This window comes from Burkholderia seminalis, from assembly GCF_001718535.1.
In the GTDB taxonomy this organism is placed as follows: Bacteria; Pseudomonadota; Gammaproteobacteria; order Burkholderiales; family Burkholderiaceae; genus Burkholderia; species Burkholderia seminalis.
Genome location: NZ_CP013398.1, coordinates 965,735 through 989,784, shown reverse-complemented (window position 1 = coordinate 989,784; position 24,050 = coordinate 965,735). Strand labels below are relative to the sequence as shown.

General features: G+C 64.4%; 26 protein-coding genes. 20 read left to right on the top strand and 6 right to left on the bottom strand.

Features of this window, described 5'->3' with window-relative positions:
- The first annotated feature begins 69 nt into the window (after positions 1 to 69).
- The 4 genes from pgl (at position 70) to WJ12_RS04410 (ending at position 3,949) form a co-directional block, all read left to right on the top strand.
- Positions 70 to 750: a 6-phosphogluconolactonase gene (pgl, locus tag WJ12_RS04425; RefSeq protein WP_034187341.1), complete on the top strand. Its 681-nt coding sequence runs from the start codon at positions 70 to 72 to the stop codon at positions 748 to 750.
- Entirely contained in the window at positions 728 to 2,656 is a 1,929-nt protein-coding gene (locus WJ12_RS04420) for a bifunctional transcriptional regulator/glucokinase (RefSeq protein ID WP_069245549.1), read from the top strand. Before pgl ends, WJ12_RS04420 begins: the two co-directional genes overlap by 23 nt.
- 331 nt (positions 2,657 to 2,987) lie before the next feature.
- On the top strand, positions 2,988 to 3,491 hold the full coding sequence (locus tag WJ12_RS04415) for a type VI secretion system amidase effector protein Tae4 (RefSeq protein WP_049034493.1): 504 nt from the start codon (positions 2,988 to 2,990) through the stop codon (positions 3,489 to 3,491).
- Positions 3,488 to 3,949, top strand: a complete 462-nt coding sequence (locus tag WJ12_RS04410; RefSeq protein WP_082744666.1) for a type VI secretion system amidase immunity protein Tai4 — start codon at positions 3,488 to 3,490, stop codon at positions 3,947 to 3,949. The genes WJ12_RS04415 and WJ12_RS04410 overlap by 4 nt, the downstream gene beginning before the upstream one ends.
- Before the next feature lie 29 nt (positions 3,950 to 3,978).
- Here WJ12_RS04410 and WJ12_RS04405 read toward each other — a convergent pair whose 3' ends face one another.
- The gene (locus WJ12_RS04405; RefSeq protein WP_034187337.1) at positions 3,979 to 5,196 is read right to left on the bottom strand and encodes a Bcr/CflA family multidrug efflux MFS transporter; all 1,218 of its coding nucleotides are present in this window, start codon (positions 5,194 to 5,196) and stop codon (positions 3,979 to 3,981) included.
- 202 nt (positions 5,197 to 5,398) lie between these two features.
- Between WJ12_RS04405 and WJ12_RS04400 the strand changes: the two genes are divergently transcribed.
- From WJ12_RS04400 to WJ12_RS36590, 6 genes are all read left to right on the top strand, one after another.
- Positions 5,399 to 5,839, top strand: coding sequence for a hypothetical protein (locus tag WJ12_RS04400; RefSeq protein WP_034187336.1), 441 nt, complete (start codon positions 5,399 to 5,401; stop codon positions 5,837 to 5,839).
- 185 nt (positions 5,840 to 6,024) lie between these two features.
- A complete protein-coding gene (gene hemL / locus WJ12_RS04395; protein WP_059557150.1) occupies positions 6,025 to 7,308 on the top strand; it encodes a glutamate-1-semialdehyde 2,1-aminomutase in 1,284 nt (427 codons plus the stop codon).
- Positions 7,309 to 7,323: 15 nt separating this feature from the next.
- Complete coding sequence (gene ribD, locus WJ12_RS04390; protein ID WP_059557151.1) at positions 7,324 to 8,445, top strand: bifunctional diaminohydroxyphosphoribosylaminopyrimidine deaminase/5-amino-6-(5-phosphoribosylamino)uracil reductase RibD; 1,122 nt, start codon at positions 7,324 to 7,326, stop codon at positions 8,443 to 8,445.
- Positions 8,446 to 8,459: 14 nt separating this feature from the next.
- A complete protein-coding gene (locus WJ12_RS04385) occupies positions 8,460 to 9,095 on the top strand; it encodes a riboflavin synthase (protein WP_059557152.1) in 636 nt (211 codons plus the stop codon).
- Positions 9,096 to 9,387: 292 nt separating this feature from the next.
- Positions 9,388 to 9,579 carry a hypothetical protein gene (locus WJ12_RS36715; protein ID WP_059557359.1) on the top strand — a complete coding sequence of 64 codons (192 nt, stop codon included), beginning with the start codon at positions 9,388 to 9,390 and terminating at the stop codon, positions 9,577 to 9,579.
- A gap of 237 nt (positions 9,580 to 9,816) precedes the next feature.
- Positions 9,817 to 10,656: a hypothetical protein gene (locus tag WJ12_RS36590; protein WP_059557153.1), complete on the top strand. Its 840-nt coding sequence runs from the start codon at positions 9,817 to 9,819 to the stop codon at positions 10,654 to 10,656.
- A gap of 503 nt (positions 10,657 to 11,159) precedes the next feature.
- On the opposite strand, the gene WJ12_RS35775 is transcribed toward WJ12_RS36590, so the two are convergent.
- A complete protein-coding gene (locus tag WJ12_RS35775; protein ID WP_156444753.1) occupies positions 11,160 to 11,333 on the bottom strand; it encodes a hypothetical protein in 174 nt (57 codons plus the stop codon).
- A gap of 322 nt (positions 11,334 to 11,655) precedes the next feature.
- Between WJ12_RS35775 and WJ12_RS35770 the strand changes: the two genes are divergently transcribed.
- The 3 genes from WJ12_RS35770 to WJ12_RS36585 all read left to right on the top strand — a co-directional run bounded on the left by WJ12_RS35770 (position 11,656) and on the right by WJ12_RS36585 (position 13,555).
- A complete protein-coding gene (locus tag WJ12_RS35770) occupies positions 11,656 to 12,480 on the top strand; it encodes an Nmad3 family putative nucleotide modification protein (protein ID WP_156810486.1) in 825 nt (274 codons plus the stop codon).
- Positions 12,477 to 13,034, top strand: coding sequence for an Nmad2 family putative nucleotide modification protein (locus WJ12_RS35765; RefSeq protein ID WP_156444754.1), 558 nt, complete (start codon positions 12,477 to 12,479; stop codon positions 13,032 to 13,034). The genes WJ12_RS35770 and WJ12_RS35765 overlap by 4 nt, the downstream gene beginning before the upstream one ends.
- Positions 13,035 to 13,312: 278 nt before the next feature.
- Positions 13,313 to 13,555 (top strand): hypothetical protein, encoded by a 243-nt coding sequence (locus tag WJ12_RS36585; RefSeq protein ID WP_156810485.1) that lies wholly within the window; start codon positions 13,313 to 13,315, stop codon positions 13,553 to 13,555.
- Positions 13,556 to 13,880: 325 nt separating this feature from the next.
- On the opposite strand, the gene WJ12_RS04370 is transcribed toward WJ12_RS36585, so the two are convergent.
- A complete protein-coding gene (locus tag WJ12_RS04370) occupies positions 13,881 to 14,471 on the bottom strand; it encodes a hypothetical protein (protein WP_059557155.1) in 591 nt (196 codons plus the stop codon).
- 278 nt (positions 14,472 to 14,749) lie between these two features.
- Here WJ12_RS04370 and WJ12_RS35755 point away from each other — a divergent pair, with 278 nt between their 5' ends.
- Together WJ12_RS35755 and WJ12_RS04365 are read left to right on the top strand one after the other, a co-directional pair.
- Positions 14,750 to 15,319 carry a hypothetical protein gene (locus tag WJ12_RS35755; protein ID WP_156444757.1) on the top strand — a complete coding sequence of 190 codons (570 nt, stop codon included), beginning with the start codon at positions 14,750 to 14,752 and terminating at the stop codon, positions 15,317 to 15,319.
- Positions 15,320 to 15,366: 47 nt separating this feature from the next.
- A complete protein-coding gene (locus WJ12_RS04365; protein WP_059557156.1) occupies positions 15,367 to 16,446 on the top strand; it encodes a hypothetical protein in 1,080 nt (359 codons plus the stop codon).
- 337 nt (positions 16,447 to 16,783) lie between these two features.
- Here WJ12_RS04365 and WJ12_RS04360 read toward each other — a convergent pair whose 3' ends face one another.
- Both WJ12_RS04360 and WJ12_RS04355 read right to left on the bottom strand, forming a co-directional pair.
- Positions 16,784 to 17,467, bottom strand: a complete 684-nt coding sequence (locus WJ12_RS04360) for a GntR family transcriptional regulator (protein WP_059557158.1) — start codon at positions 17,465 to 17,467, stop codon at positions 16,784 to 16,786.
- Entirely contained in the window at positions 17,464 to 18,066 is a 603-nt protein-coding gene (locus WJ12_RS04355) for an O-methyltransferase (protein ID WP_049028247.1), read from the bottom strand. Before WJ12_RS04355 ends, WJ12_RS04360 begins: the two co-directional genes overlap by 4 nt.
- A 272-nt stretch (positions 18,067 to 18,338) precedes the next feature.
- Between WJ12_RS04355 and WJ12_RS04350 the strand changes: the two genes are divergently transcribed.
- From WJ12_RS04350 to WJ12_RS04330, 5 genes are all read left to right on the top strand, one after another.
- Positions 18,339 to 18,857 (top strand): DUF1993 domain-containing protein, encoded by a 519-nt coding sequence (locus WJ12_RS04350; protein ID WP_034187331.1) that lies wholly within the window; start codon positions 18,339 to 18,341, stop codon positions 18,855 to 18,857.
- 192 nt (positions 18,858 to 19,049) lie between these two features.
- Positions 19,050 to 20,192, top strand: coding sequence for a bifunctional 3,4-dihydroxy-2-butanone-4-phosphate synthase/GTP cyclohydrolase II (ribBA, locus tag WJ12_RS04345; protein WP_059557160.1), 1,143 nt, complete (start codon positions 19,050 to 19,052; stop codon positions 20,190 to 20,192).
- Positions 20,193 to 20,245: 53 nt separating this feature from the next.
- On the top strand, positions 20,246 to 20,761 hold the full coding sequence (gene ribH, locus WJ12_RS04340) for a 6,7-dimethyl-8-ribityllumazine synthase (RefSeq protein ID WP_006476661.1): 516 nt from the start codon (positions 20,246 to 20,248) through the stop codon (positions 20,759 to 20,761).
- Positions 20,758 to 21,195 (top strand): transcription antitermination factor NusB, encoded by a 438-nt coding sequence (gene nusB, locus WJ12_RS04335; RefSeq protein ID WP_034187329.1) that lies wholly within the window; start codon positions 20,758 to 20,760, stop codon positions 21,193 to 21,195. The genes ribH and nusB overlap by 4 nt, the downstream gene beginning before the upstream one ends.
- 70 nt (positions 21,196 to 21,265) lie before the next feature.
- On the top strand, positions 21,266 to 22,462 hold the full coding sequence (locus tag WJ12_RS04330) for a pyridoxal phosphate-dependent aminotransferase (RefSeq protein WP_059557162.1): 1,197 nt from the start codon (positions 21,266 to 21,268) through the stop codon (positions 22,460 to 22,462).
- Between the two features lie 107 nt (positions 22,463 to 22,569).
- On the opposite strand, the gene WJ12_RS04325 is transcribed toward WJ12_RS04330, so the two are convergent.
- Positions 22,570 to 23,694, bottom strand: coding sequence for a lytic transglycosylase domain-containing protein (locus WJ12_RS04325; protein ID WP_034187327.1), 1,125 nt, complete (start codon positions 23,692 to 23,694; stop codon positions 22,570 to 22,572).
- Between the last annotated feature and the right edge of the window lie 356 nt (positions 23,695 to 24,050).

Genomic DNA, 24,050 nt, shown 5'->3' with positions numbered 1-24,050 from the left:
CACGATCGTGCCCGGCAACGTGCCCCACGATTCGTACGATTTGAACAGACAAAGCAGTCCGGAGGAGATGTGATCGAGATCCACGCTTTCGACACCCAGGAAGCGCAAAGCGAAGCGCTCGCGCGCGCCGTCGGCGATGCGCTGCGCGCGGCGCTCGCCGGCGCCGCGCGCCCGACGCTCGCGGTGTCCGGCGGCACGAGCCCGCGCCCGTTCCTGCACACGCTGTCGCACGCGGCGCTCGACTGGGCCGGCGTCGACGTCACGCTGGTCGACGACCGCTGGGTGCCGGAGGACGACGCGGCCAGCAACGCGCAGCTCGTGCGCGACACGCTGCTGCAGCACGCGGCCGCCCCTGCCCGCTTCCTGCCGCTCGTCGACACGCGCAGCGCGCTCGACGCGCACGTCGCCGCGCTGAACGCGAACGCCGACTACCGCGTACCGACCGTCGCCGTGCTCGGCATGGGCGAGGACGGCCACACCGCGTCGATCTTCGCCGACGCGCCCGAATGGGACCACGCGATCACGACGCCCGAGCGTTTCGTCGCCGTGCATCCCGGCGCCGCCCCGCATGCGCGCGTGAGCTATTCGCTCGATGCGCTCAAGCGCGTCGAGCGCCTGTTCCTGCTGATCGCGGGCGAGCGCAAGCGCGCCGTGCTCGACGCCGCCGCCGCGTCGCTGCAGAAGAACGCGATTTCCCAACTGGCCAACGACAAGGGGACCCAGCTCGATGTCTACTGGTGCGCAAAGTAAGGTGGTCGTCGCGGGTCAGCATGCCGACGGTCCGCGCCTGCTCGCGGACGTCGGCGGCACCAACGCGCGCTTCGCGCTGGAAATCGGCCCGGGCGAAATCACGCAGATCCGCGTCTATCCCGGCGCCGATTACCCGACGATCACCGACGCGATCCGCAAGTATCTGAAGGACGTGAAGATCAGCCGCGTGAACCACGCGGCGATCGCGATCGCGAACCCGGTCGACGGCGACCAGGTCACGATGACCAATCACGACTGGAGCTTCTCGATCGAGGCGACGCGCCGCGCGCTCGGCTTCGACACGCTGCTCGTCGTCAACGACTTCACCGCGCTCGCGATGGCGCTGCCGGGCCTGACCGATGCGCAGCGCGTGCAGGTCGGCGGCGGCGCGCGCCGCCAGAACAGCGTGATCGGGCTGCTCGGGCCCGGTACCGGGCTCGGCGTGTCGGGCCTGATTCCGGCCGACGACCGCTGGATCGCGCTCGGCAGCGAGGGCGGCCACGCGTCGTTCGCGCCGCAGGACGAGCGCGAGGACCTGGTGCTGCAGTACGCGCGCAAGAAGTTTCCGCACGTGTCGTTCGAACGCGTGTGCGCCGGCCCCGGCATGGAGATCATCTATCGCGCGCTCGCCGCGCGCGACAAGAAGCGCGTCGCCGCGAGCGTCGACACGGTCGAGATCGTCGAGCGCGCGCATGCGGGCGACGCCCTCGCGCTCGAGACGGTCGAATGCTTCTGCGGGATTCTCGGCGCGTTCGCGGGCAGCGTCGCGCTGACGCTCGGCGCGCTCGGCGGCGTGTACATCGGCGGCGGCGTCGCGCTGAAGCTCGGCGAGCTGTTCACACGCTCGTCGTTCCGCGCGCGCTTCGAGGCGAAGGGCCGCTTCACGCACTATCTGCAGAACATCCCGACCTACCTGATCACCGCCGAATACCCGGCGTTCCTCGGCGTGTCGGCGATTCTCGCCGAGCAGCTGTCGAACCGCTCGGGCGGCGCGTCGTCGGCCGTGTTCGAGCGGATCCGCCAGATGCGCGACGCGCTGACGCCGGCCGAGCGCCGCGTGGCCGATCTCGCGCTGAACCATCCGCGCTCGATCATCAACGATCCGATCGTCGACATCGCGCGCAAGGCCGACGTGAGCCAGCCGACCGTGATCCGCTTCTGCCGCTCGCTCGGCTGCCAGGGGCTGTCGGACTTCAAGCTGAAGCTCGCGACCGGCCTCACCGGCACGATCCCGATGAGCCACAGCCAGGTGCATCTCGGCGATACGGCCACCGACTTCGGCGCGAAGGTGCTCGACAACACGGTGTCCGCGATCCTGCAGTTGCGCGAGCACCTGAATTTCGAGCACGTCGAGAACGCGATCGAGATCCTGAACGGCGCGCGGCGCATCGAGTTCTACGGGCTCGGCAACTCGAACATCGTCGCGCAGGACGCGCACTACAAGTTCTTCCGCTTCGGCATTCCGACGATTGCGTACGGCGACCTGTACATGCAGGCCGCATCGGCCGCGCTGCTCGGCAAGGGCGACGTGATCGTCGCGGTGTCGAAGTCCGGCCGCGCGCCCGAGCTGCTGCGCGTGCTCGACGTCGCGATGCAGGCCGGCGCGAAGGTGATCGCGATCACGTCGAGCAACACGCCGCTCGCGAAGCGCGCGACCGTCGCGCTCGAAACCGACCACATCGAGATGCGCGAGTCGCAGCTGTCGATGATCTCGCGGATCCTGCATCTGCTGATGATCGACATTCTCGCGGTCGGCGTCGCGATCCGTCGCGCGTCGACGAACGGCGAGCTGCCCGACGCCGTCGCGCAGGCGAAGGCGCGCGCGAGCGACGACGAAACGGCCGACGTGCTCGACTGGCTGAGCCACGGCGCGTCGCCGGCGGCGAAGGACGTCGCGCGGGACTGACGCTTCGGCGAAAACGCCGTCGATCCACGACACCCCGAACGCTGGTTTCAGGCCCGGCGTTCGGGGTGTTTTGCATGAGCGGCACCGCCCCGAACGACAGCGGCCCGGCCATCGTCGATAAACCTTCTCCCGATGGCGGTGCGTGACGTCATACGTTCGGACACACGCCCATTTTCGAACGAGTCCAATTGTCAGCAGTTGTCCAGGCTCGGTAACTTCCTTCACTCCGCGTGATGCCGCCATCCCGGTCCGATGCCAGAAATGGTGCGTCTCTCAACGAATCCGGCTTGGCATCGACAGCATCACGTTCATCCAGTTTGCGGAGAGGGAGATGCCTAGACCACGCTTTTCAGCTGCATGGGCAGCTGCAATGCGCATTTATGCGCCGATAAATTCCGCGGAGAAAGTTGCCTTGACCATCGGTGGCAACGTGGCCGTCAATATCAACAGCAGAGACCCAAAGCTACGTTGGGATAACACGTGCGCCGTGCGACTGAGCTATATTCTCGGCCAAGCCGGCATGCCGATACCTTATATTCCAGGGCAAACCGTGTCTGGTGCGGACAAGCGCTGGTATTTCTATCGCGTCAAGCATCTCATCCGCTTTCTCGAGCAGCGATGGGGCAAAGCAGACGTGATCCAATTCCCGCCTTCCCGGAAAGACAACGCCCTGACGGACAAGCAGGGGATCATTCTCTTCGAGGTTTCAGGCTGGTCGAATGCCGCGGGACATGCGACCCTTTTCAATGGACTCACCTGTTACGACCAGTGCTATTTCAACGAGCCGGGAGCCAACTACCACACCGATCGTGCACACTTCTGGAGTCTGCCATGAGACAAAATCCGCTGCTCCGGTGTGTGATGTTCGGGGTACTGACGTTAGCGGCGCAATCGGGTCATGCAACCGATGCAACGTCGTCGCCGCAAGCCGGCACCCGAACCTACGCACAGAACTACAAGGACATGGTGCTCGCCGAATGCATCGCGACCGCTTATCGGAATGAACCGTCCGCTGCGATGGACTCGGGAAGCAGCGCCAGTGCATTAATGGACTGGACCGACTTCGATCTCCAACGGAACCCCGACGCGGGCAAATCGCTGGTCAATCGTTTTCTTGCTCGCGACTATCACAACCCGATCGTCGAATCCGAAATCAAAGGCGTCAGGTTCGATTTTCTGAAATGCCTGGATCTGTACCACAGTCAGGAGCTCGATGCTCAGGTCAAACGATTCGTGACCAACCCGAAGCGCAGCTATCGACTCGACAATCGCTCGTCGGACCGCTCCAAGTGATGCCGAGGCGGGAAATTTGAACCCGCAGCTCACGCCCCGGCCGGCACGGCCCGACCGTGCCAACGCAGCACCAGATAACGCCCGACGAAGCACAGCACGCCCGACACGCCGATCGTCACGCCCATCGCGAACGGCGTGCCGTCCGCGAGTGCGCCGATCGCGACGCTCGCGAGCGCGCCAAGCGCGAGCTGCATCGCGCCGAACACCGCCGCCGACGCGCCCGCGTTGTGCGGATAGCGGTGCATCAGGTCGGTCGTGCAGTTCGCGGACAGGATCCCGACCACGCCGACCACGAAGAACAGGCACACGACGATCGACCACAGCCCGCCCCACCCGGTCAGCGCGACGAGCGCGACCGCGAGCGACGCGACGGCGCTCACGAGCGACGCGGCCGCGATGATGCGCAGCGAGCCGATGCGGCCGACGAGGCGCGTGTTCGCGAAGTTGCCGATCATGATCCCGACGACGTTCAGGCCGAACAGCAGCCCGTAGTGTTGCGGCGATACGTGGAAATACTCGATGTACACGAACGGCGTCGCGGTAATGTACGAGAACATCGCCGCGAACGCCATCCCGCCGCACAGCATGTGCCCCCACGCGACCGGGTCGGACAGGATGCGCCCGTACGACGCGAACGACGCGAGCACGGCCGTGCTCTTGCGCCGCTCCTTCGGCCAGGTTTCGGGCACGCGCAGGTAGGCGGTCGCCGCGCATACCGCGCCGAACACGGCCAGCACCACGAACACGCCGCGCCAGCCGGAAAAACGCAGGATCTGGCCGCCGATCAGCGGCGCGAGCAGCGGCCCGACCGCGGTGACGATCGCGACCATCGACAGCACCTTCGCCGCATCGCTCGGCTCGTGCGCATCGCGGGCGATCGCCCGCGCGAGCACCGACGCGGCGCCGGCACCGAGCGCCTGCAGGAAGCGCACGACGATCAGCATGTCGATCGAGCCCGACACGAAACAGCCGATGCTCGCGAGCGTGAACAGCGCGATGCCGCCGAGCAGCACGGGACGGCGCCCCCACGTATCGGACAGCGGACCGTACAGCAGCATGCCGACCGAGAAGCCGGCCATGAAGCTCGTCAGCGTGCGCTGCGCGGCGCCGGCGCTGACGGAAAAGCCGTCGGCGATCGACGGCAGGCTCGGCAGGTACATGTCGGTGGCGATCGGACCGCAGGCGGCGAGCGCACCGAGCAACAGGATCAGCCGGGCATCGGGCCGGCGCCGGACGACGTGAGACATGGGTATCCGGAATGGAGCCCGCGCGCATCGCGGCGCGCGTGGCGGTGAAGACGGGAGGCCGCGCCACGGATGGCGCGTTCAGGCCCATGATTGTACGCGCAACTTTTTTGCGCGCCTCCGGCCGCGTACGATGGCGGGCGCGCAAGCGGATTCGATTAAGCTTGCCGCTCTCGTCCGATCATTTGAATGCCCGACCGAACCGATGACCGCTTTCCTGCTGATCTGGAGCCCCAAGAAATGGCCGTGGCCCGAGCTGCCCGACGTCGCCGCGCGCGTGAAGGCCGGCGAGGCCGTGCATGATGTGTGGGGCTGCGGCTTCGCACGCGGCATCCTGCCGGGCGACCGCGTGTTCCTGCACCGCGTCGCGAAGGAGCCGAAGGGCGTGTTCGGCTCCGGCTACGTGACGCGCGCGCCGTACGAGGTGCCCGATTCGTCGACGAAGCGCGGCTACCGGCTGTGCATCGACTTCGTCTACGACTGGCTGGTCGATGCACACCAGGACGTCGTGATCGCGCGCGACGCGCTGCGCGTCCACCCGTATTCGGTGCAGACCTGGGACGCGCAGTCGTCCGGCACGTCGATCAAGCCGATGGTCGAAGGTCCGCTCGAGAAACGCTGGGCCGAACTGACCGGCAAGCGCTAGCCGGGGCGGGTGCCGGACCGAATCGGGCCCCCGTTTCCGGCCCAGGCCGGCCCCCGCGCGCCGAAAGGCCGCACAAGCGCCGGCGGGCCTGCCGCGCGCGTCTCCGGTACAATCAGACGATCGTTCCGCCCAGGCGCCGCGGCCCGTGCACAGGCCCCCGCGCCCTTCTCTCGCAGGTTTCGCTCATGTCCAACAATCAGATCCTCTTCGAACGCGCCCAGAAGACCATTCCCGGCGGCGTCAACTCGCCGGTGCGCGCCTTCCGTTCGGTCGGCGGCACGCCGCGCTTCGTCGCGCGCGCGCAAGGCCCGTATTTCTGGGATGCCGACGGCAAGCAGTACATCGACTACATCGGCTCGTGGGGCCCGATGATCGTCGGCCACGTCCATCCGGAAGTGCTGTCGGCCGTGCAGAACGTGCTCGCCGACGGCTTCTCGTTCGGCGCGCCGACCGAAGCCGAGATCGAGATCGCCGAGGAAATCTGCAAGCTCGTGCCGTCGATCGAGCAGGTGCGGATGGTGTCGAGCGGCACCGAGGCCACGATGAGCGCGCTGCGTCTCGCACGCGGCTTCACGGGCCGCAGCCGCATCGTCAAGTTCGAGGGCTGCTACCACGGCCACGCGGACAGCCTGCTGGTCAAGGCCGGCTCGGGCCTGCTGACGTTCGGCAACCCGACGTCGGCCGGCGTGCCCGCCGACATCGCGAAGCACACGACCGTCCTCGAATACAACAACGTCGCCGCGCTCGAGGAAGCCTTCGGCGCGTTCGGCGACGAGATCGCCGCGGTGATCGTCGAGCCCGTCGCGGGCAACATGAACCTGGTGCGCGGCACGCCCGAATTCCTGACCGCGCTGCGCGCGCTGTGCACGAAGCACGGCGCCGTGCTGATCTTCGACGAGGTGATGTGCGGTTTCCGCGTCGCGCTCGGCGGCGCGCAGGCGTACTACGGGATCATGGCCGACCTCACCTGCCTCGGCAAGGTGATCGGCGGCGGGATGCCGGCCGCCGCGTTCGGCGGCCGCCGCGACATCATGGCTCACCTCGCGCCGCTCGGCGGCGTCTACCAGGCCGGCACGCTGTCGGGCAACCCGATCGCGGTCGCCGCGGGCCTGAAGACGCTGCAGCTGATCCAGGCGCCGGGCTTCTACGACGCGCTCACCGCGCAGACGAAGCGGCTCGCCGACGGCCTCGCGGCGGAAGCGCGCGCGGCCGGCGTGCCGTTCGCGGCCGACTCGATCGGCGCGATGTTCGGCCTCTACTTCGCGGAGCGCGTGCCGACGAGCTTCGCGGAAGTCACGAAGAGCGACACCGAGCGCTTCAACCGCTTCTTCCACCTGATGCTCGACGAGGGCGTGTACTTCGCGCCGTCGGCCTACGAGGCCGGCTTCGTGTCGAGCACGCACGACGACGCGGTGATCGACGCGACGCTCGCGGCCGCGCGCCGTGCGTTCGCGGCACTCGCTGCCTGACCCGGGGCCGCGCGCATGTTCTCGGATATCGATTTCGCCCACATGCAGCGCGCGCTCGCGCTCGCCGCGCGCGGCATGTATACGACGGCGCCGAACCCGCGCGTCGGCTGCGTGATCGTCAAGGACGGCGACGTGATCGGCGAAGGCTTCACGCAGCCGGCCGGCCAGGATCACGCGGAAGTGCAGGCGCTGAAGGATGCACGCGCACGCGGATACGACGTCGCGGGTTCGACCGTCTACGTGACGCTCGAACCGTGCAGCCATTTCGGCCGCACGCCGCCGTGCGCGAACGCGCTGATCGAGGCGCGCGTCGCGAAGGTCGTCGCCGCGATGGAAGACCCGAACCCGCAGGTGTCGGGGCGCGGCCTCGGCATGCTGCGCGACGCGGGCATCGACGTGCGCTGCGGATTGCTCGCGCATGAAGCCGGCGAGCTGAACATCGGTTTCGTGTCGCGGATGACGCGCTGCCGCCCGTGGGTGCGGATGAAGGCCGCCGCGTCGCTCGACGGCCGCACCGCGCTGCCGTCCGGCGAAAGCCAGTGGATCACCGGCGAGGCCGCGCGCCTCGACGGGCACGCCTGGCGTGCGCGCGCCTGCGCGATCCTGACCGGCATCGGCACCGTGCGCGAGGACAATCCGCTGCTGACCGTGCGCGGCATCGACACGCCGCGCCAGCCGCAACGCATCCTCGTGGACAGCCGCCTCGACCTGCCGCTCGACGCGCGGCTGCTCGAGGGCGCCCCGCTGCTGATCTTCTGCGGACGGCTCGACGCCGGCGGCGAAATGCGCGCGAACGTGCTGAAGTCGCGCGGCGCCGAAATCGTGCCGCTCGCGAACGCGCACGGCAAGGTCGACCTGCCGGCGATGCTGGCGGCGCTCGGCGCGCGCGGCGTCAACGAATTGCATGTCGAGGCCGGCCACAAGCTGAACGGCTCGCTGCTGCGCGAACAGTGCGTCGACGAATTGCTCGTCTATCTCGCACCGAGCCTGCTGGGCACCGACGCGGCCGGCATGTTCGACCTCGCCGCGCCGGCGCATCTCGATGCGCGCACGCGACTGTCGTTCCACGGCGTCGAGCGGATCGGCGACGACCTGCGGATCCTCGCGCGTGTCGCGCCGCCCGACACGCGTCACTGAACGAAACCGTCACGATGTTCACCGGAATTGTCGCGGCCGTCGGCCGCATCGAATCGATCCGTCCGCTCGGCACGTCCGCCGACGCCGGCGTGCGCCTGACCGTGCAGGCCGGCGGGCTCGATCTCGCCGATGTCGCGCTCGGCGACAGCATCGCGATCCAGGGTGCCTGCATGACGGTGATCGAGAAGACCGACACCGCGTTCGACGTCGACGTGTCGCGCGAAAGCCTGAACCGCACGGTCGGACTCGCCCAGCCCGGCGAAGTGAACCTCGAGAAGGCGCTGCGTGCGCACGACCGCCTCGGCGGGCACATCGTGTCGGGCCACGTCGACGGCCTCGGCACCGTGTCGCGCTTCGCGCCGGTCGGCGAATCGCACGAACTGCGCATCGTCGCGCCGCGCGAGCTCGGCCGCTATCTCGCGTACAAGGGGTCGATCACGGTCAACGGCGTGAGCCTGACCGTCAACACGATCGACGATCGCGCGGACGGCTGCGAGTTCTCGATCAACCTGATTCCGCATACGGTCGAGGTCACGACGCTGCGCCATGTGAAGGCCGGCGACAAGGTGAACCTCGAAGTCGACATGATCGCGCGCTATGTCGAGCGGATGCTCAGTGCGTCTCAGGACGGCACTAAACCGTTGAAATGATTCAGTTTTTTCAAGTCGACCGTCTACCATCGACTCGCTAAAACCCGCTACAGCCATGATTTGGTGACGATATTTCTGACGGTATACGGCCGATTTCTGCGGTTCGTATACAGTCATCCCCCCGAGATTTGGCCTCTGCGGCACACTGAAAACGGCTGCCTGCCGCGCCAGCATTGGGATCGGCGTTGATCGGCAACGACCACTCGAGACCGTTTTCGTACAGTCTCTCGCCTGTTTCTGAACCTGAGCGGGCGACTCGTACCAACAATCCCCCTCGGCCTTGCTCAAGACCATGGACTACCGAGTCAGTTACGAACACAGCCTGAAGAGCGAGCCCGACGCATTTATCGTCCAGGTCCCCTCGCAGCTCGTACGGGACGCGCCTTCCAACATCCCCCGAGCGCTACTCCCCGAGTACATCACCAATCTCATCCTCCAACGCTCGCCGACCATCGGACGAATCCGAAATCTCCGGGTTCTCTGAACGAACACCTCTTTTTCGGACATATCGGGTTGCGGAACGGTGGGACGCCCATCTGATCGGACGCGCCAGCTTCCGACGCTCGCCGCCTTACGGCGCGGACGCTCGAACGGCAGCTCCGCAATTGCCAACAGACCTTCGAGCGTTGAGCAGCATGAGCCGACCACGTTGGAGGCCGGATCTTTACTGCGCCAGATTCGTTATACTCAAGACGAATACGTTTTCAGCCTGCCTCATCAAATGGACCAGGACGAACCGAGCAAGAAATTCGAGGCCATACCTGCCCCAGAGGGAGTCATCGAGCCGCACGCCCACCTGCTACAGCAGCCGGCGGCCGGCCAGCGGCTCTTCAAGGTCATGCGCGCCGAGCATCTGATCAGTTCGATCACCGGCTCTTACCTTCACTTCAACCGCGTCGACAGCTACCGCGACTTCGACGGGGCCGACCTCCAGGATGGAGTGCAGCTACCCGCCGATCGGGCCACCAATGCGGCCATTGGTTTCGAGAAGGCACCAGAATTCACCGTTGCGCATTATTACGACCAGTGTCGCGCGCGAACCTATGCCTGCTGTTTCGCGCTCGAGAATGACGAACATCTCTGGCAGAACTACGGTGCAGGCGGAGAGCACGGCCGCGTTGCCGTCGTCTTCGACTGTGCTTGGCTGCGTCAGCACCTCAACGCGCAGATCGCTCCAGGCACAGCCCGGCTGGTGTGGGGCGATGTGCCCTGCCGGCAAATCTTCTCGATCAATTACGGCATCGTCGACTATGTCGAGCACGATCTGCACCGACTCAATGCCGAGCAGCTACCCAACCCCATCCTCTATACGTATCTGAAGGCGGAGCGCTTTCGCGCCGAGCATGAGCTGCGCGTCTCGCTGAGCGCAATCGGGATGGGCAAGCTGGCCTTCGGCGGCCAGATCATGGAGCTGCCGCTCAGCCTGCAAATGCAGTTCGATTTCCGGGCGGCCATCGCTGAAGGCGGCATCCTTTCGATCGAGACGGGACCCGATTGCGATCAAGCGTGGCTCGAGGCCGAGCTCACGAAGCTTGGGATCGGTCGAGCCCCCTCCCAATAGGCCGACAAGGGCTAGCTGCCAGTTCTTTTTTAAGCAACCCTTGAAAATCCGGTGAATCCGCCTTTCGTCGGACCCGGATCTATTCGCTACCACGCGTACTACGTCCACAGCAGGAGCAGGCGCCGGGCGGGAAGACGCAGGCGACCGAAATGGAGACGTTCGCACGGGCCTCAGCAGGAAGGGACAAACGGGTCGCTAGACCGCGCTCGCCTCCGCAATAAGCTGACATTCGCAGCGGCGGTGTCATGTGCGACCGGCTAGAGGCTTGCAGTGGACGGATCACGGTTGCCTGTCGGCCGGACGATTTGTTGGCCGTGATTGGACGTGTCTAGTGACCGCTCGATATCCGATTTCTGCGGTTGGACCTCCAACTGCTCGACCAATAGCAACGGGTCGCGCACTGCCGATCGCCGTCAGACAGTGACCGGCCCGAGCCGCCCTTCCGGACCGTGCCGATATGCGTATGACTGTCTCGGTAGCTTACCCAGCACTCCCGCCCCCGCTCAGCGGTTTCTTTTCTTGACCACCTTGCGGGCCTCGCGCTCCATCCGACGACGCTCTGCGCGGCTCATGAGCGGCGCATGGCGTTCGGGGCCGAAGTTGAACGGTATCGGGAACGCCGGCGTGAAGCTCGTCGGTGTGCTCTCGACTGTGGTTGGAATTGTGATGGCAGGCATGGAGGCTCCGTAAAAACGCGAAAAAGAAGCGCGCAGCAACGCCTGCCTGGCGGCATCGGACTTTTGAGTGGATCAGGGAGAGAAATTCGAAGCGAAATCCGGCAAAAACTCCGGCGGATTTGCTCAGGCATGCGCTGCGACGCGAGCGGCGAGCCAAAAACCGGTTGTTGGCCGGTTTTTCGGTCGTATCGTCATTTTATCAGGGCCAAATCACCCCCTCAACGGCCAAATAACTTTGGTCAGGCTCGCGAAAAACACCGTGTTCGGATACCCTGATACCACAAGCAGACAATGAAAAAATCGGTATCTACGGGGAATCGTCTTGAAGATCATCTTCAGCCGAAAGGGGTTTGATGGAACCGCCGGTGGTTGCCCAAGCCCGATTGTCGATGGCCGCCCGTTATCACTCCCCATACCGACAAAAATGCCCTCTCGTACCCGCTATGGGGACTTGAACGGCCCCTACGGCGATCTCGTCACCGATCTCACTCGTGGCCGTCTAACTGCGGAGAGCTGGTGCCATCTCGATCCCGACGTTGCCTCAGAGTCCTTGCCGCGTATCGCTGGTTGGCGCGGTGCACTCGGACAGGTGTCCTCCGCTCAAGGGCATTTAGCGAAACAGAACGTAGGTGCCGGAGATTTATTTATCTTCTGGGGCCTATTTCGACCGGTCGAACATGACGGCCGTTGGAAATTCATCGGTCGGCCAGAACACCGCATTTGGGGGTGGCTCCAGGTTGGAAGCGTATTAGATCTAGGAGCAGACGGAAGCCGCGCAATAGAGCAACACCCATGGTTGGAAGTGCACCCTCACGTCCGGCCCGGTTGGAAATCTCCCAACGTGCTCTATCTCGCAGCCGATCGACTGAAGCTTGGCGCGAGGCAATTGCCTCTCAAGGGTTGGGGCACCCTTAAACATGGCCATCGTCTGTCGGCGACGAGCTCATTACCATCCGTTTGGACCGTGCCAGACTGGCTTCATCCCGGCAAAGGGGGATGCGGCATGACATACAACCCTTCTAATCGCTGGAGCGCAGACGGTACGCTTCAGACTGCCGCACGAGGTCAAGAGTTTGTGGCCCACCCGACCGATTCATCCAGCATAGGCGACTGGCTGACTTCTATATTGATGGAGGCCGCATTGTGAACCGGATCTGGCGGTACGTTCTCGCTACCGATGCCGGAATGGCTCCATGCGTCGACAACAACCTGCTGACCCTCTCGTGCTGCAAACCCATGATTCGCAAACACGCGATTCCGGGGGACTGGGTTATTGCGTTTGCCCCCAAGCATTATGGAATCGGGCGAGTCGCATACGTAGGGCAAATCTCCGAGGTGCTGCCACTGGGCGAATACGAGAAGCGGTTCCGCGGCCGAAGAGATGCCATCTATCGTGCAAGGTCTAATGCGACGGGAGAAGAATTAGTCCCGCTGCGCAAGGACTATCACGAAGACGAGAAAAGTCGTGCTCGCGACAGGGGCGGCAAGAATGCGCTGATCTTTGAGCCGTTCTGGTACTGGGGCGGCACCGGCATTCCTGCAAGAGGGGAAATCGCCGATCTAGCACACTACTTCGTCGGACAAACCACGAAACGTTCAACCGAAAAGACGATCTTACAGCTCAAAGAATGGGTACATATGGTCAACAAGCCGGGGATTCATGGCCGCCCGCGCACACCGTTGCCTCGAAAGCGCTGCTAGAAGAACAGAAATCCCAACATGGCCAAGCGTCCGATATTTCCGCTACCGGTTCGTCGCTACGTAACGCCCTGCATGTGCTTGGTAAAATCGGCGGCATGACAATCCAAATACCACCACCTAACGCGCCCGATCCATACTTCGAGGCTCTTTGGCAACAATGCTTGCAAAGAATCGCACGTGGGTCGAACAGAGATGTGTACGAAATCCCGGATCATCACGACAAGGTACTAAAGGTCGCAAACAGACCCGGAAACTTCTCGAACTGGTCCGAGATTGTGATGTACAAGTCCGCTTCAGAGAAGAAGTACTTCGCACAGGTCATTTCGTGGAGCTGGTCCGGGAAGTTTCTTGTCATGGAACGACTTACCCCTGTCACGCGGGATGAACTCACCGGTCACGCATTCCCGAACTGGCTGAACGACAAAAAGTCAGAGAACTTCGGACGCGCCACATCTGGTGAAATCAAGGTGCTCGACTACGGATTAGTCGACCTCGTACCGGATCGATTGATCCAATTCTAGTCATTGCAATAAAATCGGCCGCAATTTGCCTTCGCTCTCGGCCGTCTACCGACGTCTCGTCGCAAACACTTTGAAAAGACGGCATTTCTGACGGTAGCCGACGTTTGATCGTAGTCTCCTTCAACTGACGCTGCAATCGCAGGTGTTCGATGTAGCCGCGCAAATGCACTGTCCGGACATCTTCTAGTTTTGCCCTGCGGCCCAAGGATCGTTGCGCGTCATCGAGATACTTCATATCCGTACAAAGGACCACGATAAATAGAAAACAGGCACGGCCCGTTACCGGACCATGCCTGTTTGAGTTGCTTCGGTGTACATCTAAATATTAAGGCACCAAGAAGCGTTCCAGAGGAATCGGATCTTCCAACGGACCGAGCCTTTCCACGAACTCGACTAGCTCTCGCTCGTTTATCGCCAAGCACTGCACAGGGCGATAAAAACCAGGCATTGACTGCACGGTGCGCGAAAACAGACCCGTTTCCACGAGCGCATCGACAACGGCGTTGGTAGCTTGCATCGTGTTCTGATACGGCGAACCCTCCGGGAGGAAGCATCGGCGCAGTATCGCATCGAGACCGTTTGCCGGGCCGCCCGTGAAGTCGTCCAGTTTTTGCGTCTTTTTCGCGATCGGCAGCAGCTTCTGCGGCTCGCCATCTTTTCCGACCGGCAGCACCGTCAGCGTGGTGCCGCGCCGACACAACGCGTCGCCGAGACGGTGCAGGTCGATCTTCGCGTCAGGTCCGCCGTGCGGCAACGTGACGAAACGCCCGTCCGCGCTGAGCAGTGATTCGACTGCCGGTGCCGCGCTCGTTGCACTCGCCGTTCCGACTGGCACGTAGTTTTGCTCAAACTCTTCTATCGTCATGACAATGTGCGTCCTTTTGCCTGCACTATCTGTAAGGTAAATAGGGGACATCAACTCTCCTTTTCCGTTGAATTACCCCGAAATTTACCCTCAAAAATCTGAAATAGCGAGCACCACTTTGCGCCGCAGTGGCGAACTCGAAAGCGATGCCAAGGTCGCGGCTGAAGAAAGCCCCAAAAGCCGTCAAACATCACCATGCAGGGGCGTGATGGTGCCTGCCGACGCTATATCGACCTCGCTACGCACGTCGTCTACTGACGTCTCACGGCGCTCATTGCTATGTGACGGAATTTTCGACGGTAGCCTCAAGAAAGGTCCGAAGATTGCCGATGACTTTCTCAGGGCTTCGGGTCGCTCAAGCACCGGGGCACCTCACCGCCGGCCTGGCATATGATCCTGTCCCTGAAGACGCGCAGATGAACTCTCTACCTATCCTGAAGTTTGCGGCCGACTACCTTGACGGTACCGTCTACGCCCCCATGATGCATATGCTGGTCCTTCTGACGGCTGGGGCTGCTGCATACGCGGCAGTCTCAAAGCCGATTCGCCAGTTGTACCGACTGGGTCAACAGATGATTCCGCCGCTTTGGAAAGTCTTGTGCCGAGGTCTCAGCAAGCTGAAACTCAAAGGCTTTGGCCCGGAATGGGATACAGTCCGGCGTAAAATCGCGCCTTATATCGAGCTGGTCGCATCTCTTTATTTTGCCCTCGTGTGTTTGTACTCGGTGGTAGTTGTCGGTCTAGCGTTGTGGTTGGAACGTACACATCACGCTCATGCCTCAGGCTGGGCAATCGCACTCGCTTGGACTTGGCTGTTGGTGAGTTGCTACGCCATGCGCTGGTATCTTGAAGACGCGTCTTGGCATTATCACGCTATTAAAACCGGTCGTGCTCGTTGAACCTCGAAAGGTGCGCGAATAAACATAACGTGCAGTGAGCCTCGACGATGCACAAATCTGATCCGCTATCTCTTATCTCCGATTTGCTGGAAGAAGGTTTTCGCTTTGAAGAGATTGAGGCGTTTATCGCTACGGTATCTCCCAATCTGGCGAGCGATTGCCGGTTCCTCGATATCGCCATCAGCACGCCAGAAGTGCTCATGGCCTTCTACGGCGAGAGAGGAGACTATTGCGTTTCGAAGGATGAAGCCGGGATCATCAGCTTCTTCGCAGTAGCTAGATCGGACAACCTGAGACCAGTCAGTCGGGTCTACCGGACGACGACGAGCGTAGAGGCGTTGGCGAACGTGATTCGCGCAGGTATTTCACCCACATTCATAGAGTCAGTGGCCCAGTTTGAAGCCTTGGCAGAAACCGCCGGGGCAGCCAATCGCATTGAACACTACAAGCACCTGCGCTCTACGAAAGAGTCCAGCGCCGTCGAGTCGTTTGCAAACGGACGGCATGCTAGCACCAACGTGCGCGAGACCCATTTTTTTGACAGTGGCGACCGATGTCTGCTTTGCGATGAAAAGCGACGTGCTCTCATGACGACTACGTTGGGCACCAATGCATCGAGTATGTCCGTCATGTTCTTTCTATGTGAAAGGCACAAGGAAGAAGGAAGCGAACAGTTCCTAATCGACTATCTCGCCGAGAAGCTCGACTTCCAGTCCCCCTTCATCATTCGCGAGATCGATCGACGGACCGATCCGAAGCTGGTGGAATGGGCGCATTCTGCGCTGGAGTCGCTTGGATGTACAAAGATCCGCCTGAACGAACAGCGCAGGACGCTTTCCGGCATTCGAGTCGACACCGGATTCACTGTGATCATCCGCCTGTACCGAGTCGGCAAGGATGACTATGCGTATATGATTTTGAATCCCGAGGGCAAAAACGTTCGCAGGATCGACGAAGCCCAAGATCATCCTGAGCAGCCAATTCTTTGGGACCATCGCCATCTTGGCCTTCCACAAGACAACAAACTTGTGGAACCCAGCTATACGTTTGGAATGCCCACCTTTGATAAACCGGCAATAGAACGCGAAATTGTTATTGCCGAGGAAGCCTATTTCCGAGGTCGCTGACAATTACCGAAATCAGCGCGGGCTTCGGACGATATTTCCGGCGCGATAAGGGAGTCATCTGCTATCGTCCACTGTCGGCTCGCTACAGGCATCGCAGCGCGACGGTATTTCCGACGGTATACTGGCCGTCGCGTGACGTCACAGCTATGCGGGACAAGCATCTCCGGCCAGACTCAACATAATCGCGCGCTATGTCGAGCGGATGCTGTCATCGTCGCAGGGCGCGCATCAGGACTGATCGCAGCGGCCACCGTCGAAGCGGCGGCTGACGGCCCGACATCCGGCTATCGGCGGTCGCCGTTTTTCAACATCCTGCCCGGCCCTCATCCGCCGGCGCTCAGGTATCCGCGCCGCCTCCGCCCGCCCGCACCAGAATCGTGTCGAGCAGTTGCCGGACATGCGCCCGTGCCGCGCGCTCGGCGCCATCCGCATCGCGCTTCGCGATCATGTCGAACACCTGCCGGTGTTCGGCGACGTTCCCGCCCAGCCGCTCCCAGTCGCCCATCGGGCTCGCACCGCCCGCACACATCGTCTGCACCTGCGCGTACAGCGCCCTGAGCGACGTCTCGATCGTCGTATTGCGCGCGGCGGCGAGCAGCCCGTGGTGGAAATCGAGGTTGGCGACGCGGTATGCGCCGCCGTCGCGGCGGTCGACCGCGCGGGCCTGCCGCACCAGCGCTTCGTCCAGCACTGCGCGCTCGTCGGGTGTCATGCGCTGCGCCGCCAGGCGCGCGGCCATGCCTTCTAGCGCTTCTCGCGCCTCGAAGATGGCCACGACCCGCGCGCGGTCGAACGCGATCACGAACACGCCCTGGCGCGGCACGACCTGCAGCAGCCCCTCGGCCTCCAGACGCGAGACCGCCGCCCACACGGGCGAGCGGCTGATGCCGAGATCGCGCGACAGCGCTTCGATGCTGATCTTTTCGCCCGCCGCGAAGCGCGCTTCGTCGACCAGCATCTCCCGGATCGCCCCGTAGGCGTCGCGCCCCAGGGTCGTGCGCTCGAGTGCGGCGCGCGTCATGCCGGCCGCCGGCGACGTGCGATGTGGAGCCCCTTGCCGACCGGCACGATCGTCGTGTCGAACTCGCGCGTCGCGTCGACCGCGGCGAGATAAGCGGCGATTTCATCCGGATGGGACAGTGCGTTGTCGGCGACGAGCAGCGCATCGGCCGTCAGCTTCGGCAACAGGTGCGCCAGTTGACGCGGCGCGCTCACGCGGTCGGCATCGAAGAATACGCAATCGAACGGGCCCGTCACGGCCGCGCAGACCTGCGTCGCCTCGCCTTCGATCACCTGCGCCCAGTCCTGCAGCGACGCCGCGCGCAGGTTGGCCCTCGCCTGCCCGGCCTTCTCCGGTGAACACTCGACGGTGACGAGCGGCTGCCCGTCCGTTTCGCGCAGCGCATGCGCGAGCCAGATCGCGCTGTAGCCGTTGGACGTGCCGATTTCGAGCATGCGCCGGCGCCGCGCGCCGGTGACGAGCAGGTACAGCAGCTCGGCCGTAGGCAGTTCGAGGTTGAGCATCTTGCGGCTGCGGTCGGCCATCCGCGCGTCGTTTTCCTGGCCGAAGGACGCCAGCCGGGCAAGGACGGCCGACGCGGCACTGTCGAGTTCGATCATGCAGGTCTCCGTTGCTTCATATTTCGTGTTTCGTGTTTCATGATACGACAATTTCCGGATCGCGGCGCGATACCCGCGAGGGCCGCGATTCGGGCGTGCCTGAAACCGCGCCAGCGGGACCGGCGGCCATTCGGTCTGAGGACTCCCGGCCTAACGGCCAACGACGCGCACGGGCCGTGCCGTCGCGCTAAGATGCGTCGACAGCGGTTTCAACGCCGCCACGCACGACGCGCCGTACACCGGCCGCCCCTCTTCCCACAGGAGTCGTTCCCATGTCCATCTCGATGTACCAGGCCTCGCTGCCCGTCCTGATCCGCGGCCTGACCAACCTGCAGCACATCCTCGGCAAGGCGCAGGCGCACGCGGCCGAGAAGCAGATCGATCCGTCGGTGTTCACCGGCGCACGCCTCTACCCGGACATGCTGCCGCTCGTCCGCCAGGTCTATATCGCGACCGATACGGCGAAGGGCTGCGCCGCACGGCTCGCCGGCACCGAGATCCCGAGCTTTCCCGACGTCGAGCAGACCTTCGACGAACTGCACGCGCGCATCCAGAAGACGATCGACTACCTGAAAGGCTTCGACGCCGCGCAGATCGACGGCAGCGAGACGCGCCAGATCGTGCTGAAGATGCGCGTCGGCCCGATCGAGTTCACCGGCCAGTCGTACCTGCTGAGCTTCGTGCTGCCCAATTTCTTCTTCCACGTGACGACCGCCTACGACATCCTGCGCCACAGCGGCGTCGAGCTCGGCAAGCTCGACTACCTCGGCGGACGCGACCAGCACGCGTGACGCGCGGCCGGGATCCGCCCGGCCCGCCACCGTCCGCACCCGCGCGTCGGTCACGCGCGGCGGCCCGCCGGGCCCGCCGCGCAGGCCGCCCGCGACACGTTCCGGGGCCCTTGCCCGACGCGCGCGGCCCATGCCAGCCGAAACGCCGTCCGGCTGGCGTAAAATACGCACTTTCCTCTTTCTCGCCCCCTTATGACGCTCGCCTCCACGCTCGACATCATCGCCGAGCTGAAAGCCGGCCGGATGGTGATCCTGGTCGACGAAGAAGACCGCGAAAACGAGGGCGACCTCGTGATCGCCGCCGAATTCGTCACGCCGGAAGCGATCAACTTCATGGCCAGGTACGGCCGCGGCCTGGTTTGTCTGACGTTGACGCAGGAACGCTGCAAGCAGCTGCACCTGCCACTGATGACCTACCGCAACGGCACGCAGTACGGCACCGCGTTCACGGTCAGCATCGAAGCGGCCGAAGGCGTGACGACCGGCATCTCGGCCGCCGACCGTGCGCACACGATCGCCACGGCGGTCGCGCACGATGTGCGCCCCGAGCACATCGTGCAGCCGGGCCACGTGTTCCCGATCATGGCGCAGCCGGGCGGCGTGCTCGTGCGTGCGGGCCACACCGAGGCCGGCTGCGACTTCACCGCGCTCGCGGGCCTCACGCCGGCCGCGGTGATCTGCGAGATCATCAAGGACGACGGCACGATGGCGCGCCTGCCGGACCTGATCGAGTTCGCGAAGGAACACAACCTGAAGATCGGCACGATCGCCGACCTGATCCAGCACCGCAGCCGCACGGAATCGATCATCGAGCGGATCGCCGAGCGCACGATGCAGACCGCGCACGGCACGTTCCGCACGGTGCTGTACCGCGACCAGCCGAGCGGCTCGCCGCACATCGCGCTGGTACGCGGCACGCCGTCGCCCGACGTCGATACGCCGGTGCGCGTGCACGAGCCGCTGTCGGTGCTCGACCTGCTCGAGACGGGCGTGTCGACGCACTCGTGGACGCTCGACGCCGCCATGCGCGACATCGCGGAACGCGACCTCGGCGTGATCGTGCTGCTCAACTGCGGCGACACCAAGGAACACCTGATCGACGTCTTCAAGGCGTTCGACGAGGAAGAAAAGGCGGCCGCGCTCAAGCGCCGGCCGGTCGATTTCAAGACGTTCGGCATCGGCGCGCAGATCCTGCGCGATGTCGGCGTCGGCAAGATGCAGGTGCTGTCGAATCCGCGCAAGCTGGGCAGCATGTCCGGCTACGGCCTCGAAGTCACGGGCTTCATTCCGATGCCCGGCGGCGAAGCCAAGTCCTGCCCGGCGTCCAACGCGTAACCCGCCACGGCGCTTTCGCCCTATAACCGTTCATCCACACCACGGACAAGATCATGGAAATCGGACAATACCAACCGAATCTCGAAGGCGACGGCCTGCGTATCGGCATCGTGCAATCGCGCTTCAACGAGCCGGTGTGCAACGGCCTCGCCGACGCATGCGTCGAGGAACTGGAACGCCTCGGCGTCACCGGTGAAGACGTGCTGCTCGTGTCGGTGCCCGGCGCGCTGGAAATCCCGCTCGCGCTGCAGAAGCTCGCCGAAAGCGGCCAGTTCGACGCGCTGATCGCGCTCGGCGCGGTGATCCGCGGCGAGACCTACCACTTCGAACTCGTGTCGAACGAGAGCGGCGCGGGCATCACCCGCATCGGCCTCGACTTCAACCTGCCGATCGCGAACGCGGTCCTGACGACCGAAAACGACGAGCAGGCCGTCGCGCGCATGACCGAAAAGGGTCGTGACGCCGCACGCGTCGCCGTCGAGATGGCCAACCTGACGATGGCCCTCGACCAGCTCGGCGACGACGAGGACGAAGAGGAAGACGAAGACGACGAAGAGGAGCGCGCATGAAGAAGAGCGCCCGCCGACAATCGCGCGAGCTGGCGACGCAAGGCCTCTACCAGTGGCTGCTGTCGAACGCGTCCTCCGGCGAGATCGACGCGCAACTGCGCGGCGCGCTCGGTTACGACAAGGCTGACAAGGAGCTGCTCGACGCGATCCTGCACGGCGTGATCCGCGAGCACGCCACGCTCGTCGACGCGCTGACGCCGTCGCTGGACCGTCCGATCGACCAGCTTTCGCCGGTCGAACGCGCGGTGCTGCTGATCGCGACGTTCGAGCTCACGCACCACGTCGAAACACCGTACCGCGTGATCATCAACGAAGCGGTCGAACTCGCGAAGACGTTCGGCGGCTCCGACGGCTACAAGTACGTGAACGGCGTGCTCGACAAGCTCGCCGCGAAGCTGCGCCCTGCAGAAACGCAGGCACGCCGCAACGGCTGACACCGTCGGTCTGTTCACGGGCGCGCAAGCGCCCGTTTTTCATTCTTTCTCCCCTCCGCCCTGCCCGCCGATGAATACCACCGCCGATTCGCTCGTCACGCTCGCCGCACGCGTCGACGCGATCCAGCCCTTCCATGTGATGGAACTGATGAAGGAGGCACAGCGGCTCGAGTCCCTTGGACGCGATGTTATCCACATGGGCATCGGCGAGCCCGATTTCACCGCGCCGGAGCCCGTCGTCGAAGCGGCCGCGGCCGCGCTGCGCCGCGGGGTCACGCAGTACACGAGCGCGCTCGGCATTGCGCCGCTGCGCGAGGCGATCGCCGCCCACTATGCGCGCGCGTACGGCCTCGCGATCAGCCCGGAGCGGATCGTCGTGACGGCCGGCGCATCGGCCGCGCTGCTGCTCGCGTGCCTCGCACTCGTGGGCCGTGACGACGAAGTGCTGATGCCCGACCCGTCGTATCCCTGCAACCGGCATTTCGTCGCGGCGGCCGAAGGCCGCGCGGTGCTCGTGCCGAGCGGCCCGGACGCGCGCTTCCAGCTCACCGAGAACGATGTCCGCACGCGCTGGGGCGACCGCACCCGCGGTGTGCTGCTCGCGTCGCCGTCGAACCCGACCGGCACGTCGCTCGAACCGGACGAACTGAAGCGGATCGTCGAGGCCGTGCGCGCCCGCGGCGGTTTCACGATCGTCGACGAGATCTACCAGGGGCTCAGCTACGACGCGGCGCCCGTGTCGGCACTGTCGTTCGGCGACGACGTGATCACCGTGAACAGCTTCTCGAAGTATTTCAGCATGACGGGCTGGCGGCTCGGCTGGCTCGTCGTGCCGCCCGCACTGGTCGGCACCTTCGAGAAGCTGTCGCAGAACCTGTTCATCTGCCCGTCCGCGCTCGCGCAGCATGCAGCGCTCGCGTGCTTCGAACCGGCCACGCTCGACCTTTATGAAGCGCGCCGCCTCGAATTCAAGCGCCGCCGCGATTTCATCGTGCCGGCGCTCGAACGGCTCGGCTTCACGGTCCCCGTGATGCCCGACGGTGCGTTCTACGTGTACGCGCATTGCGGCGGCGTCGCCCATCCGGCAGCCGGCGACAGCGCCGCACTCACGCAGGCGATGCTGCACGACGCCGGCGTCGTGCTGGTTCCCGGCATGGACTTCGGCGTCCATGCGCCGCGCGACTATATCCGCCTGTCGTATGCGACGGCCTACCCGCGGCTCGAAGAGGCGGTCGATCGGCTCGCGACGCTGTTCGGACAGCACTGACGCCGCGGCCCGCACACGGGCGTTTCACCCGCCGCAAAAAGAAAAGGCACCCGGATCGGGTGCCTTTTTCATGGCCTGCCGGCCGGAACCGCGCGAAACGCGTGACGTTACGCGCCGAGCTCCGAATGATCGCCGTGCGACTGCTTCGCGGTGTCGACGCTCGCGTCGTCCTGCGGCGACGCTTCCTTCGGCGCGGCCTTCACCGACGTCGCGCTGTCGAGCGTCGCGTGCACGCGCTTTGCGCCGCCTGCCGCCGCCGTCACGGCGGCCGTGACGATCGGCTTCGCCGGCTGGGCCGGTGCCTGCGGTGCATTGATCGGCACGCTGCGGCCGCGCGCGACGTCGCGCAGGCGGCCGCGCTCGGCCATCACCTTCGAACCGTAGCCGTTGTCGTCGGGGTTCGTCGAACCGTTGTACATGCGCAAGCCGTTCGCGAGCGAGCCGCCGCGTGCGATGCAGTCCTTCAGCACGAGCGCGCCGACCTGCAGGTTCGCGAGCGGCTGCAGCGCCGTATCGGTGCCGCCGAAATATTCGAACTTGTCGGAATGGACCTTCGACATGACCTGCATCAGGCCCTTCGCGCCGACGCCGCTTTCGGCATACGGGTTGAAGCCCGACTCGATCGCCATCACGGACAGCAGCAGCAGCGGATCGAGGCCGACGTCGCGGCCGGTCTGGAACGCCGCCTTGACGAGCTGGCCGAGCGGCTCCTGCGCGACGCGGTAACGGCGCGACAGGTAGGTCGCGACGAGCGCCTGTTCGCGGTTCGACGCCAGCGCACGATCGTCGCGCGCATCGGCAGCAACCCGCTGGGCGGGAATCAGCTTGGCCAGCGCGACCGGCGACGGGCCGTTGCGGGCCGGATCGGATGCATCGGCCTGGGCGCCCGGTGCGGCGGCTTCCGGTGCGACGTCGAGGCCGACCGCGAGCGCGTCCGCTTCAGGCGCATCTTCCTGCTGCGGCTGCGCGCCGGCAGGCGCGAAGTTCGGCAGCGGATGGCCGGACAGCAAACGGGCGGGCCCGGCCTGCACGGCCGCGGATACGACCGGCATCAGCTTCGCGGCGAGCGTGCCGCGGACGGTTGGCAGCAGCCACAGTGCAAGCGCAACCGCGACAGCGAAACAGCCGACAACGCTGAATAGATGGTGACTGACACGCGTCCCGCGACGCAGCATGTTGCGCACGATCTGCGCATGCTGCTCATTGGGACGCCACGATAACCAAGCGTTCATTCAGATCATCTCCCATGAACATGACTCGTGCGGCTCGCTCAGCTCGATGGCGAGACAGAAAACGCGCCGCGGAATCACGACGCCGCACGCCTTGGTTGGGACGTGCAGGCATCGGGGAAACGGTATAAGTACCGTTCGAGGCCACGGTGTAAGAGGGCCGGCACCTTCGCACAATGGGCGAGGCGGGCATACGCGGTGGCACCCACGCAAAAAACCAGCGTCTGGTAGCGCTGGCTGGGACTACGACTAAGGCCGTCGGATACGCCGTGCAGGATTCGGCGGACGGTGACGCGCTGCGTCAAAGATCGGTGATTGGCGGCTCGAAGCCTTTTACCCTGCAGCCAATGTGAGCGGAT

Coding starts and splice junctions, on each gene's coding strand:
- WJ12_RS04360 (WP_059557158.1), bottom strand. CDS start 17,467: ATGACGCGCGCCGCACTCGAGCGCACGACCCTGGGGCGCGACGCCTAC.
- WJ12_RS36715 (WP_059557359.1), top strand. CDS start 9,388: ATGGACTACCGAGTCAGTTACGAACACAGCCTGAAGAGCGAGCCCGAC.
- WJ12_RS04370 (WP_059557155.1), bottom strand. CDS start 14,471: ATGTCCCCTATTTACCTTACAGATAGTGCAGGCAAAAGGACGCACATT.
- ribH (WP_006476661.1), top strand. CDS start 20,246: ATGGAAATCGGACAATACCAACCGAATCTCGAAGGCGACGGCCTGCGT.
- WJ12_RS36590 (WP_059557153.1), top strand. CDS start 9,817: ATGGACCAGGACGAACCGAGCAAGAAATTCGAGGCCATACCTGCCCCA.
- WJ12_RS04385 (WP_059557152.1), top strand. CDS start 8,460: ATGTTCACCGGAATTGTCGCGGCCGTCGGCCGCATCGAATCGATCCGT.
- hemL (WP_059557150.1), top strand. CDS start 6,025: ATGTCCAACAATCAGATCCTCTTCGAACGCGCCCAGAAGACCATTCCC.
- WJ12_RS04410 (WP_082744666.1), top strand. CDS start 3,488: ATGAGACAAAATCCGCTGCTCCGGTGTGTGATGTTCGGGGTACTGACG.
- WJ12_RS35775 (WP_156444753.1), bottom strand. CDS start 11,333: ATGCCTGCCATCACAATTCCAACCACAGTCGAGAGCACACCGACGAGC.
- WJ12_RS04350 (WP_034187331.1), top strand. CDS start 18,339: ATGTCCATCTCGATGTACCAGGCCTCGCTGCCCGTCCTGATCCGCGGC.
- WJ12_RS04405 (WP_034187337.1), bottom strand. CDS start 5,196: ATGTCTCACGTCGTCCGGCGCCGGCCCGATGCCCGGCTGATCCTGTTG.
- ribD (WP_059557151.1), top strand. CDS start 7,324: ATGTTCTCGGATATCGATTTCGCCCACATGCAGCGCGCGCTCGCGCTC.
- WJ12_RS04400 (WP_034187336.1), top strand. CDS start 5,399: ATGACCGCTTTCCTGCTGATCTGGAGCCCCAAGAAATGGCCGTGGCCC.
- ribBA (WP_059557160.1), top strand. CDS start 19,050: ATGACGCTCGCCTCCACGCTCGACATCATCGCCGAGCTGAAAGCCGGC.
- WJ12_RS04365 (WP_059557156.1), top strand. CDS start 15,367: ATGCACAAATCTGATCCGCTATCTCTTATCTCCGATTTGCTGGAAGAA.
- WJ12_RS35755 (WP_156444757.1), top strand. CDS start 14,750: ATGACTTTCTCAGGGCTTCGGGTCGCTCAAGCACCGGGGCACCTCACC.
- WJ12_RS36585 (WP_156810485.1), top strand. CDS start 13,313: ATGTACAAGTCCGCTTCAGAGAAGAAGTACTTCGCACAGGTCATTTCG.
- WJ12_RS04330 (WP_059557162.1), top strand. CDS start 21,266: ATGAATACCACCGCCGATTCGCTCGTCACGCTCGCCGCACGCGTCGAC.
- WJ12_RS04415 (WP_049034493.1), top strand. CDS start 2,988: ATGCCTAGACCACGCTTTTCAGCTGCATGGGCAGCTGCAATGCGCATT.
- WJ12_RS04325 (WP_034187327.1), bottom strand. CDS start 23,694: ATGAACGCTTGGTTATCGTGGCGTCCCAATGAGCAGCATGCGCAGATC.
- WJ12_RS04420 (WP_069245549.1), top strand. CDS start 728: ATGTCTACTGGTGCGCAAAGTAAGGTGGTCGTCGCGGGTCAGCATGCC.
- nusB (WP_034187329.1), top strand. CDS start 20,758: ATGAAGAAGAGCGCCCGCCGACAATCGCGCGAGCTGGCGACGCAAGGC.
- WJ12_RS04355 (WP_049028247.1), bottom strand. CDS start 18,066: ATGATCGAACTCGACAGTGCCGCGTCGGCCGTCCTTGCCCGGCTGGCG.